The sequence below is a fragment of the Streptomyces sp. S6 genome, assembly GCF_054880855.1.
Genome location: NZ_JBTYMC010000286.1, coordinates 1 through 8,657, shown reverse-complemented (window position 1 = coordinate 8,657; position 8,657 = coordinate 1). Strand labels below are relative to the sequence as shown.

Annotated in this window: 9 protein-coding genes and 1 pseudogene; 5 read left to right on the top strand and 5 right to left on the bottom strand. The window is 71.6% G+C overall.

Annotation, left to right across the window (positions count from 1 at the left end; translation table 11 throughout):
- Positions 1 to 842: FAD-binding protein (locus ACVNF4_RS28430; RefSeq protein ID WP_461805742.1), on the top strand; the 842-nt coding region annotated here is incomplete at its 5' end.
- Between the two features lie 7 nt (positions 843 to 849).
- Here ACVNF4_RS28430 and ACVNF4_RS28425 read toward each other — a convergent pair.
- Positions 850 to 1,197, bottom strand: a complete 348-nt coding sequence (locus ACVNF4_RS28425; RefSeq protein ID WP_461805741.1) for a DUF488 domain-containing protein — start codon at positions 1,195 to 1,197, stop codon at positions 850 to 852.
- Between the two features lie 124 nt (positions 1,198 to 1,321).
- Between ACVNF4_RS28425 and ACVNF4_RS28420 the strand changes: the two genes are divergently transcribed.
- Entirely contained in the window at positions 1,322 to 2,704 is a 1,383-nt protein-coding gene (locus ACVNF4_RS28420) for a M1 family metallopeptidase (protein WP_461805740.1), read from the top strand.
- A 51-nt stretch (positions 2,705 to 2,755) separates the two neighbouring features.
- Here the strand turns inward: ACVNF4_RS28420 and ACVNF4_RS28415 are convergent, their stop codons facing one another.
- Entirely contained in the window at positions 2,756 to 3,973 is a 1,218-nt protein-coding gene (locus ACVNF4_RS28415; protein ID WP_461805739.1) for a saccharopine dehydrogenase family protein, read from the bottom strand.
- A 104-nt stretch (positions 3,974 to 4,077) separates the two neighbouring features.
- On the opposite strand from ACVNF4_RS28415, the gene ACVNF4_RS28410 reads away from it, so the two are divergent.
- Positions 4,078 to 4,776: a TetR/AcrR family transcriptional regulator gene (locus ACVNF4_RS28410; RefSeq protein ID WP_461805738.1), complete on the top strand. Its 699-nt coding sequence runs from the start codon at positions 4,078 to 4,080 to the stop codon at positions 4,774 to 4,776.
- 5 nt (positions 4,777 to 4,781) lie between these two features.
- Here the strand turns inward: ACVNF4_RS28410 and ACVNF4_RS28405 are convergent, their stop codons facing one another.
- Positions 4,782 to 5,669 carry a LysR family transcriptional regulator ArgP gene (locus ACVNF4_RS28405; protein WP_461805743.1) on the bottom strand — a complete coding sequence of 296 codons (888 nt, stop codon included), beginning with the start codon at positions 5,667 to 5,669 and terminating at the stop codon, positions 4,782 to 4,784.
- A 69-nt stretch (positions 5,670 to 5,738) separates the two neighbouring features.
- Here ACVNF4_RS28405 and ACVNF4_RS28400 point away from each other — a divergent pair, with 69 nt between their 5' ends.
- Positions 5,739 to 6,353: a LysE/ArgO family amino acid transporter gene (locus tag ACVNF4_RS28400; RefSeq protein WP_461805737.1), complete on the top strand. Its 615-nt coding sequence runs from the start codon at positions 5,739 to 5,741 to the stop codon at positions 6,351 to 6,353.
- Between the two features lie 64 nt (positions 6,354 to 6,417).
- On the top strand, positions 6,418 to 7,701 hold the full coding sequence (locus ACVNF4_RS28395) for an MFS transporter (protein WP_461805736.1): 1,284 nt from the start codon (positions 6,418 to 6,420) through the stop codon (positions 7,699 to 7,701).
- 125 nt (positions 7,702 to 7,826) lie between these two features.
- Here ACVNF4_RS28395 and ACVNF4_RS28390 read toward each other — a convergent pair whose 3' ends face one another.
- Complete coding sequence (locus ACVNF4_RS28390) at positions 7,827 to 8,273, bottom strand: cyclic nucleotide-binding domain-containing protein (RefSeq protein WP_461805735.1); 447 nt, start codon at positions 8,271 to 8,273, stop codon at positions 7,827 to 7,829.
- Between the two features lie 273 nt (positions 8,274 to 8,546).
- Positions 8,547 to 8,657, bottom strand: a pseudogene (locus ACVNF4_RS28385) (IS630 family transposase); the annotation flags it as partial.

Below are 8,657 nucleotides of genomic sequence, written 5' to 3'. Positions count from 1 at the left end.
GGCACTACACCGAGGGCATCCAGAACTGGAACCCCATCTGGCCCGGCCACGGCATCCGCATCCTCCCCGGCCCGTCCTCGATGTGGTTCGACGCCCTCGGCCGCCGCCTCCCCGACCCCTGCCTCCCCGGCTACGACACCCTCGGCACCCTCAAACACCTGCGCACCACCGAGGACATCGCCGGGTACGACCACTCGTGGTTCGTGCTCTCCCAGAAGATCGTCGAGAAGGAGTTCGCGCTCTCCGGCTCCGAGCAGAACCCCGACATCACCGCCAAGGACCGCAAGGCCGTCCTGCGCGACCGGCTCCTCGGCAAGGGCGCCCCCGCCCCGGTGCAGGCGTTCCTCGACCACGGCGCCGACTTCGTCGTCGCCGACACCCTGGACCGGCTCGTCGAGAAGATGAACGGCCTCACCGGCAAACCCCTCCTCGACGCGGACACCCTGCGCCGCCAGATCAAGGCCCGCGACCTCCAGATCGCCAACCCCTACAGCAAGGACGCCCAGGTCCAGGGCATCCGCAACGCCCGCCGCTACATCGGCGACCGCCTCGGCCGCGTCGCCACCCCGCACCGCCTCCTGGACCCCGCCGCCGGCCCGCTCATCGGCATCAAGCTGCACATCCTCACCCGCAAGACCCTCGGCGGCATCCAGACCGACCTCGACTCCCGCGCCCTCGGCGCCGACGGCACGCCCATCGCGGGCCTGTACGCGGCAGGCGAGGTCGCCGGCTTCGGCGGAGGCGGCGTGCACGGCTACAACGCGCTGGAGGGGACGTTCCTCGGGGGCTGCCTGTTCTCGGGCCGGGCGGCCGGACGGGCGGCGGCGCGGCAGACGCGGTGAGCTGACGTCAGCTCAAGAGGCGCAGCAGGACGGCGGCGTGACTCTCACCGGGGACCTTCGCCGCCGTCAGCAGCGTCACCGTCCCCCGCGCCGCCGACTCCCGGAGTGCCGAGAGGAGCCGTCCGGCCTCGGGAGCGGCCAGCTCCGCCTCGTACCGCTCCGCGAACTCCTCGTACGTCCCCTCGCCCGCGTGGTACCAGCGGCGCAGCTCGGTCGACGGGGTCAGTGCCTTGGGCCACTCGTCGACGCGGGCCGCGTCCTTGGACAGGCCGCGCGGCCACAGGCGGTCGACGAGGACGCGGAGCCCGTCGTCCGGCTCGGCGGGGTCGTAGACGCGGCGGACACGGAGGCTCATACGGGCGACCCTAAGCCCCCGGAGAATGATCACACTCCGTGGTTTGACCTGAATGGGGGACGAACGCAGGGCGTCCGTTACCTAATGTGAGGGGCGTTTGATCACACCTCACGCAGGAGCGCCCGTGCCCCCCAGACGTCTCGCCCTCGCAGCCCCCTTCGCCCTCACCGCCGCCCTGGTCGCCGCGAGCCCCGCCGTCGCCGGACCCGTCGGGAACGCGGGCGTCGGCGACCCCTACTTCCCGCTGGCCGGGAACGGCGGATACCACGTCTCCCACTACGACCTGACGCTCGCTTACGACCCGGGCACGAAACGCCTGGCCGGCAGGGCGGTCCTCACCGTCCGCGCCACCCAGGACCTCACCCGGTTCGACCTGGACCTCGACGGCCTCAAGGTCACCGAGCTGACGGTCGGCCACCACAGGGCCGCCCACCGCCGCTCCGGCCAGGAACTCGTCGTCACCCCCTCCCACCCCCTGCGCAAGGGCCACACCTACCGTGTGACCGTCGCCTACCAGGGCACCCCCGCCCCCGTCACCGACCCCGACGGCTCGGCCGACGGCTGGATCCCCACCGACGACGGCGCGTTCGTCGCCGGGGAACCCCAGGGCGCGATGACCTGGTTCCCCGCGAACAACCACCCGCTGGACAAGGCGTCCTACGACTTCACGATCACCGTCCCCCAGGGCCGCACCGCCGTCGCCAACGGTGTCCTCGTCGGCCAGTGGACCAGGAACGGCCGGACCACCTTCCGCTGGCACCAGCCCGAACCCATGGCCGCCTACCTCGCCACCGCGACCGTCGGCACCTTCAAGGTCCGCCAGTACACGACCAAGAGCGGCGTCAAGGTGTACGACGCGATCGACCCGCGCGAGGCGAACGCGGCGGAGCCCGTCACGAGGCAACTGCCCGCCGTACTGGACTGGGAGAGCAAGCTGTTCGGGCCCTACCCGTTCCGCGCGGCCGGCTCGATCGTCGATCACGCGCCGCAGGTCGGCTACGCCCTGGAGACCCAGACCCGGCCCGTGTACGACCGGGCGCCCTCCCTCTCCACCCTGGTCCACGAGAGCGCCCACCAGTGGTTCGGCGACTCCGTCTCGCTGACCTCCTGGAAGGACATCTGGCTCAACGAGGGCTTCGCGACGTACGCGGAGTGGCTCTACGCCGAGCAGCACGGCGGGGACAGCGCGCAGAAGACCTTCGACGCGCTGTACGCCGCCCCGGAGGGCGACGGACTGTGGGCGTTCCCGCCGGGGAACCCCGGCAGCGGGGCGAACATCTTCGCCCGGCCCGTGTACGCGCGGGGCGCCATGACCCTGCACGCCCTGCGGGGGACCGTCGGCGACGCCGTCTTCTTCCGTGTCCTGCGGGCCTGGGCGGGCGAGCACCGGGCCGGCCACGGCACCACCGCCCAGTTCCAGCGCCTCGCCGAGCGGACGTCCGGCAAGAACCTCGGCCCGCTGTTCCGCACCTGGATCTACACGGCGGGCAAACCGAAGCTCTCCTAGCGGCTTGTGGGGAACTCGCCGGACCACGGCGGGTTCCCCCCACCCCCCGCCTCACTGCTCACGCAGACCCCACGGCGACCCGTACTCCGTCAGCAGATCCAGGAACGGCCGGGCCGGGAACGCCTCCGGGCCCAGGACGCCCGTGCCCGACCAGACGCCGTCCGCGAGGAGTTCGAGGGCGACGACCGGGTTCACCGCCGTCTGCCAGACGACCGCCTGACTGCCGTACTCGGCCATCGACCACTCGTTGTCGACGACGTGGTACAGGTACACCTCGCGCGGGGCGCCGTCCTTCGTGCCCCGCACCCACGTGCCCGCGCAGGTCTTGCCGCGCATGCGCTCCCCGAGGGACGCCGGGTCGGGCAGGCAGGCCGCGACGACGTCCCGGGGCGAGACGACGACCGGGCCTCGGGCCGTCGGCACGGTCACCGGGGCCGTGCGGTCCAACTCAAGGCGGTGCAGCGTCTTGAGGGTGTCGACGAACTCCTTGCCGAGCCCGTACTTGAACGTCACCTTCCGCGCGTCCACCCAGCGCGGCACCAGGAGCACCTCCTCGTGCTCCACGTTCACGCACTCCACCTCCCCGATGCCCTCGGGGAAGTCGAACACCTCCGGCTCGCTGAACGGCGCGGTCGTGTACCAGCCCCGGTCCGCCTCGTAGACCACCGGCGGGTTCAGGCACTCCTCGATCGTCGTCCAGATGTTGAAGGAGGGAGCGAAGTCCAGGCCGTCGACCGTCAGGTTCGCGCCGTCGCGGATGCCGATCTCGTCGATCTCGTCGAAGAGTTCGTCCGCCGCGTACCGGGCGAAGACGTCCGAGAGGCCGGGCTCGACGCCCATGCCGACCAGCGCCAGCGCCCCCGAATCCGCCCACTGCGCGGACCGCGCGAACTGGGCGTCGCCCAGCTTCACGCCGCACTCCTCGTACGGGCGGTCCGGGTGCGGGCGGGACAGGGACATCGCCATGTCGACATAGGTGGCCCCCGCCGCGTGGGCCGCCTCGAACAGGGGGAGGACGAAACGCGGGTCCGTCGCGTTGAGCAGCACGTCACAGCCGTGCCGGGTCAGCAGGTCACGGACGGCCGCCTGGTCGGCGGCGTCGACGGACGCCGCCGTGAAACGGTCGTCGCCGTCCAGCGCCGCGACGGCCGCCGCCGCACGGGCCGGGTCGTAGTCGGCGACCACCATCGCCTCGAAGAACGGCCGCCGGGCGGCGATCCGGGTGATGGCGGTTCCCACGCCACCGGCTCCTACGAGCAGTACACGCATGACAAGGCTCCTGTCGATATGTCGCTACAGGGGTGCGCGCGCCTTGTGAGCATCCAACGTGCGCGTGGGACGTAAGGTCAATGGCGTTGGCATAAGGAGGTCCCGTGGCCAAGCAGGTCGTCCCCGAGGAGAAGCGCCGCCGGCGCCGGCCCACCAAGAGCGGCACCGTCCTCTCTGAGGGGCTCATCGTCGAGACGGCGCTGCGGATGCTGCGCGAGCACGGCAGCGCCGGCCTCTCGGCCCGCCGCCTCGGCGTCGCCCTCGACTGCGACCCCAGCACCCTGTACCGCTACTTCCGGGGCATGGACGACCTCACCCTCGCGATCGGCGACGCCCTCATCGGACAGGCGCTCCAGGGCTGGGAGCCGACGGGGCAGTGGCGTGCCGACCTGCACGCGGTGGGCCTGCGCATCTACGAGGCGTACGTCGCCCACCCCCACGCCGCGCAGCTCACCGCGAGCCGGGTCACCGGGCGCGCGAACGAACTGGCCGCCGACGAGGCCGTCCTCGCCGTCCTGCGCCGGGCCGGGTTCCCGCTGGCCGAGACCGTCCGGATCTACCACGCGTTCATCGACCAGACCCTCGGCTTCGCCGCCCTCGACGCCGCCTCCCTCGCCCTCCCGCGCGCCTCCCAGCGCGCCGACGACGCCAAGTGGCAGTCCACGTACGCGCGCCTGCCGGCCACCACGCATCCACGCATCGCGGAGGCGGCACCCCTGCTGACGACGTACATGGTGACCAGCGCGTACCCGACGGCGCTGGAGATGCTGCTGGACAGCGCGGAGGCGCGGCTGAAGGCGTAAGGGGCTCAGCGCAGGAGCGTTTGTGCCGTGGCCGTCACCGTCTCGGCGAGTGCCGCCAGCGCGGGGGAGTTGAGCTTCCACTGCTGCCAGTACAGGGGGACGTCGAGCGGCCGGTCGGGGGCGAGGGAGAGCAGGCGGCCGGCCGTGAACAGCGGTGCCGCCTGGACCTCCGGGACCATGCCCCACCCCAGTCCGGCGGCGACCGCGTCGAGGAAACCCTCCGAGGTGGGGACCGCGTGCCGCAGAGCGCTCGCGCCGTCCCCGCCCAGCCGCCGGACGAAGGTGTCCTGGAGGCGGTCCCGGCGGTCGAAGGTGACCACGGGGGCCACGGCGAGGGCTTCGGCGAGCGGGCCGGTGAGATGCCGGGACGCGAACGCGGGGTGCGCGGACGCGAGGTAGCGCATCGTGCCCAGCGGACGGACCGTGCACCCCGTCACCGCCTCCGCCGACGCCGTCACCGCCGCCATCACCAGCCCCTCCCGCAGGAGTTGCGCGGTCCGTGACTCGTCCTCGCGGTGCAGCTCGAAGTACAGGCGCGGCTCCTGCGGAACCCCGGAGAGCGCGGGCAGGAACCACGTCGCCAGGGAGTCCGCGTTCACCGCGACCGACACGCGCGTCGCCTCACCCTCCCCGCTCATCCCCAGCTCGGAGCGCGTGTCCCGTTCGAGGCGGGCGAGCTGACGGGCGAACCGGACGACGATCTCGCCCGGCTCCGTGGGCCGCACCGGCTTGGTGCGCAGCAGCAGGACCCGCCCCGTGCGCTGCTCCAGCGCCTTCACGCGCTGGCTGACGGCCGACGGCGTCAGATGGAGGGCCGACGCCGCCGCGTCGAACGTGCCCTCGTCGACGACGGCGAGGAGGGTCCGCACCTGGTCGAGGGGGAGATCAGTCATCACGATCACTAATGTTACGTAAGAATCTTTAGCTGTACGCGCGGTGATCCACTTCGTAGCGTGGACGGCATGCCCCCAGCACTCACTGCCGCCGTGGCCGGCTTCGGCACCGGCCTGTCCCTGATCGTCGCCATCGGCGCCCAGAACGCGTTCGTCCTGCGCCAGGGCGTCCGCCGTGACGCCGTCCTGCCCGTCGTCGCGATCTGCGCCCTGTCCGACGCGCTCCTCATCGCCCTCGGCGTCGGGGGAGTGGGCGCGCTGGTGGTGGCCTGGCCGGGGGTGCTGACCGCCGTCGGCTGGGTCGGCGGCGCGTTCCTGCTCGGGTACGGCGCACTCGCCGTCCGCCGGGTGGTGAGGCCGCAGGGGGCGCTGGCGGCCGAGGGGGACACGACCGGGTCGGTGAAACGGGCGGTGCTCACCTGCCTCGCGCTGACCTGGCTCAACCCGCACGTCTACCTCGACACCGTCTTCCTGCTCGGCTCCATCGCCGCCGACCGGGGCGCCCTGCGCTGGACGTTCGGGCTCGGCGCCGCCGTCGCGAGCCTGTGCTGGTTCGCCGCGCTCGGGTTCGGGGCGCGGCTGCTGGGCCGGTTCCTGACCCGGCCGTCGGCCTGGCGGGTGCTGGACGGGATCGTCGCGGCGACGATGATCGTGCTGGGCGTCACGCTGATCGCGGGGAGCTGATCGTCGTACCGGGCTGCGACACTGATCCCCGGCAGCGAAAGATGTAACCAGCAAGCAGGTGTGCGTGGATACCAGTGAGAGCAGTCCTCCGGTCGACGAACCGGCGCCGGTCCGCAAGGGGTGGCGGCGGTGGGCGATGGACACCCGGCCGCTGCGGCGGCCCGCCTACCGGCGGCTGTGGTCGTCGACGATCGTCACGGCCGTCGGGAGCCAGCTGACGGCCGTCGCCGTGCCGAAGCAGGTGTACGACATCACCGGGTCGTCCGCGTGGGTGGGGTACGCGAGCCTCGCCGGGCTCGTGCCGATGGTCGTGTTCGCGCTGTGGGGCGGGGCCGTCGCCGACGCGATGGACCGGCGCAGGCTGCTGCTGATCACCAACTCGGGGATCGCCGTCACCTCGCTGCTGTTCTGGGTGCAGGCGTTCGCGGGGGTGGACTCCGTCGGGGTGCTGATGGTGCTGCTCGCCGTGCAGCAGGCGTTCTTCGGCCTCAACTCGCCTGCGCGCAACGCGTCCATCGCGCGGTTGGTGCCCGCCGAGGAACTGGCCGCCGCCAACGCGCTCGGGTCGACCGTCATGCAGACGGGGCTGGTCGCCGGGCCGTTGCTCGCGGGGGCGCTCATTCCCGTCGTCGGGCTGCCCGAGCTGTATCTGATCGACGCGGTCGCGCTGTGCGTGACGGTGTGGGCCGTCTACCGGCTGCCCTCGTTGCCGCCGCTCGACGGGAGCGGGAGCCGGCGGGCCGGGGTGCGGGAGATCGCGGAGGGGTTCCGGTACATCTCCCGGCACAAGGTGCTGCTGCTGTCGTTCCTCGCGGATGTCATCGCGATGGTGTTCGGGATGCCCCGGGCGTTGTTTCCGCAGATGGCCGCCGAGACGTATGCGCCGTACGGGGAGGGGCTCGCGCTGGGGCTGCTGTTCGCCGCGATTCCTGTGGGGGCCGTGCTGGGTGGGCTGTTCTCCGGGACGTTCTCCCGGGTGCGGCGGCATGGGGTGATGGTGATCGGGGCCGTCGTCGTCTGGGGGGCCGCGATCGCGTTGGTGGGGGTCAGCCTCAACCTGTGGTTCTCGGTTGCGTTCCTGATCGTCGCAGGGGTCGCGGACATGGTGTCGATGGTGTTTCGCGGGGCGATCTTGTTGTCCGCCGCCACGGACGAGATGCGGGGGCGGATGCAGGGGGTGTTCACCGTGGTTGTGGCGGGTGGGCCCCGGCTTGCCGATGTGCTGCACGGGACCGCGGGGGCCGCGTTCGGGCCTCGGGCGGCTGTGGCGGGGGGTGGGGTGCTGGTTGTGGTGGTGATGCTGGGGATCGCGGGGGCGCTGCCTGCTTTGCGGAGGTACCGCATTTGAGAGTGGGGGGCTGCGCCGTTGTGGCTGGTCGCGCCCACGCGGCGGTAGCCGCATATCAAATACAGCCCCGCGCCCCTGGAAACCGCCCCTGCGGGGCGGCTTTCCCCGTCAGGCTCCCCCTCCTGTTACAAGCTCCCCCTCCTGTGCGCCTCCAGCAGCCTCCCCCGCGTCAGCTCCAGCCTGTGCGCCAGGATCTCCGCCACCAGCCGCACCAGCGACATCCCCAGGACCGGATCCTCCTCGCAGAGCCGCAGGACCGGCGCCGCCTGGAACTCGTACGCGCGGACCGGGCTGAACGCCTCCGCGCCGAAGTCCCAGACGTAGGGCGGGAAGAGCCAGGACCAGCCGAGGAGGTCGCCGGAGGAGAGGCTGGCGACGGTGACGCGTTGCTGGGAGGTGACCTGCTGGTCGAGGCTGACCGCGCCGGAGCGGATGACCCAGAAGCGGTCGGCCGTGCCGCCGGCCTCGAAGATGCGGGTGTCCTCGGGGAAGGAGACTTCCTCGGCGAGAGTGAGCAGGTGCTCGCGCTGGGGCGGATCGAGGGCGGTGAGGAGTTTGGTCGCTCTGGTCATGCGTTCTATTGGAGCCCGTGACGGCGGCGAGGGCACCTCGGCATGTGTGAAGAAAGGGGAAAGCCCTGGCTGGACGGGGGAAGCCAGCCAGGGCTGTCATACGGAGACGTCCGGAGGAGTGGTATCTCGACTCCGCGCACCCCGTATGTATGAACCGTAAACCATCGACGGAGATTTCGCGCACCTCTGAGCAGGTCGAGTGACCTGTTTCACTTGTGTCCTTCCGGAAGGCCGGCCCAAGTGGTCCTGCCTCAAAGGAAGTTCACAGGTCCGCTAGTGTCCTGAGTTCGTGATGCGTCGGCAGTAACGGGCGAGGGACGCGAGGATCTCGTCGGCGGTCTTGTGCCACACGAACGGCCGGGGATTGTCGTTCCAGTCCTTGAT

Excerpts from the sequence above, each read along its gene's own strand:
- ACVNF4_RS28425 (WP_461805741.1), bottom strand. The coding sequence starts at position 1,197 with ATGAGCCTCCGTGTCCGCCGCGTCTACGACCCCGCCGAGCCGGACGAC.
- ACVNF4_RS28400 (WP_461805737.1), top strand. The coding sequence starts at position 5,739 with ATGCCCCCAGCACTCACTGCCGCCGTGGCCGGCTTCGGCACCGGCCTG.
- ACVNF4_RS28415 (WP_461805739.1), bottom strand. The coding sequence starts at position 3,973 with ATGCGTGTACTGCTCGTAGGAGCCGGTGGCGTGGGAACCGCCATCACC.
- ACVNF4_RS28390 (WP_461805735.1), bottom strand. The coding sequence starts at position 8,273 with ATGACCAGAGCGACCAAACTCCTCACCGCCCTCGATCCGCCCCAGCGC.
- ACVNF4_RS28405 (WP_461805743.1), bottom strand. The coding sequence starts at position 5,669 with ATGACTGATCTCCCCCTCGACCAGGTGCGGACCCTCCTCGCCGTCGTC.